Genomic DNA, 2,019 nt, shown 5'->3' on the forward strand with positions numbered 1-2,019 from the left:
TATACCCACTGAAGGATATAATGAAGCAGAAGAGCATCAATAGCAGCTGTCTACTGTTGGATGTGATCATGAGGCGTTTCTACTGGTTTTGTTTTGCACCAACGTCCAGTGAATAAAGCAGGGGCTGCTCGCTGCCGCTTGCTGATCCGACCGCAAAGTATTGATTTTGTAGGCAAATGGCAAAGAGCTCTTTCAGCCCTTGCTTTATTCTGTTGTTGTGCTGTGTTTATTTTTTTTTATACTATGACCATGCAAGTCAATGTATTATCATGCAAATCAGCCACCACTGACAACAATGTCCATTGTGTTACTTATTATTTTAAGGCCTCTATAATAATAAAATAAATGAACATCAAACAAAATCCTACAAAGCCAATAAGCTGAATTATATTTTTGTTTGTTTCAATCTTATATAGATAATCATCATTTTTACTGTCCATTCTTGCTGCCACTCTATAAGAAAAGTAAACAGCCATTAATACACATAAAATCAGAGATAGCACCAAATAAAACATATCGAAGTTGTAATTCAGAGACGCATAAGATATTCGCCTGCACGGTGGATCTACAATTTGCTTTCAATACAGCACAACGTCCGTTGAATAAAGCAGGCGACCTTCACCGACCTTTGCTGTGCCCACGCAAAGGTAGACAATAGCATTGTCAATGGCTGAATGAGCTGGGGGAGCTTGCTTTATTCTGTTGTTGGCACCAGTATATTTTATTTTATTATCCGTCCAGCCACTCCTTCAATTTACACTATGTCAATAATAGTCCAGCTACTATTACAAGCATCGCATAGAATATAAGTCCGATACAGGAAAATAGGATGAAGTCCTTATACTTCTTTTGATATTCCATTTTTAAATATGCGCTTGTGTCAATATTCGGAGAAAATGAAGAGGTAATGCCAAAAGGAAAAATCACATATTGTAGTCGTTCTTCCCAGGCTAATGATGTTCGTATTCTTTTATCAGCTAAGTCAAGTTTATTATTCAATATCCTTAGCTGGCCCTCCGAAGCTTTTTCTCTGGCTGCCCTTGCAATAATTTGGCTTTTAGCCCCCTTTTTTAATTCAGAAGCTAACTCTTCAATATCCCATTCATATATTGGTTTTCTGGCCATTCTTAATGCTGCTATTATTGGTGCCAACGTCCATTGAATAAAGCAGGCGACCTTCACTGGCCTTTGCTATGCCCACGCAAAGGTAGACAATAGCATTGTCAATAGCTGAATGAGCTGAGGGAGCTTGCTTTATTCTGTTGTTATGTGGAGTTTTTTCTTATTATTTTAAATGCTAGTCCAACTATTATCAAGACCAGAAGTCCAATTACGAATATTAATGTCTTTTTTTGATCATCCTTGGCCTTAACTTCAGCTGTAAGAGTTGTAATCAATTTTTGATTTCTTTCATTTGTCTTATCTCTTCTATTTAGCAATTCTTGGTCCACTGCATTAGCAGTAGGAATAATCGATTCTCCAAGCCTTTCATAATATTCATTACTTTCTGAAAGTAACCCTGTCAATGAGCAATCGCTTGTATAATAAGTACTTGAATTTTTGCCGTCCCCGTAAGCAAACACTAAGTAAACTGAATCCTGAATAAAATGTACGTTGCAACAGTTGTAGCCTGGTCCAATGATGGATACATACTTTTGATATGTTTTAAGTCCTTTGAATGATTCATGCACCTCAAAATTGAAAACAGTTTGAGCATTTCCTCTATGCCAAAATTCATCTTCTGATATTTTATAAAGCTTTCCAACAAAGATGATATCAGCTCTGGCGGAATCCCCTTTGAATGTTGTAAAACATGTCTCTGCCAAAACACAGAGTCTAGGTATGGTAATAAGTAGCAGTATCAGTAAGATGCGCATATTTTAATTCCACATAACGGACGATAAATAAAGCAGGAGCCGCCGCTGCGGTTGAGTAAGAGTGAAAGTAACAATATGCCAGCCCCTTTCCAAGAAGAGCTGGGGGCGCTTGCTTTATTTTATGGTTGGGCATAGGTTAATT

At 37.5% G+C, this 2,019-nt stretch carries 2 protein-coding genes; both read right to left on the reverse strand.

The features are described from left to right. Positions 1-759: 759 nt before the first annotated feature. The gene (locus tag KWJ01_RS13225) at positions 760-1,152 is read right to left on the reverse strand and encodes a hypothetical protein (RefSeq protein WP_224996937.1); all 393 of its coding nucleotides are present in this window, start codon (positions 1,150-1,152) and stop codon (positions 760-762) included. 113 nt (positions 1,153-1,265) lie between these two features. Continuing rightward, positions 1,266-1,877, reverse strand: a complete 612-nt coding sequence (locus KWJ01_RS13230; protein WP_224996938.1) for a hypothetical protein — start codon at positions 1,875-1,877, stop codon at positions 1,266-1,268. Positions 1,878-2,019 lie beyond the last annotated feature (142 nt).

It is taken from the genome of Cesiribacter sp. SM1 (genome assembly GCF_020178975.1).
Lineage (GTDB): Bacteria > Bacteroidota > Bacteroidia > Cytophagales > Cyclobacteriaceae > Cesiribacter.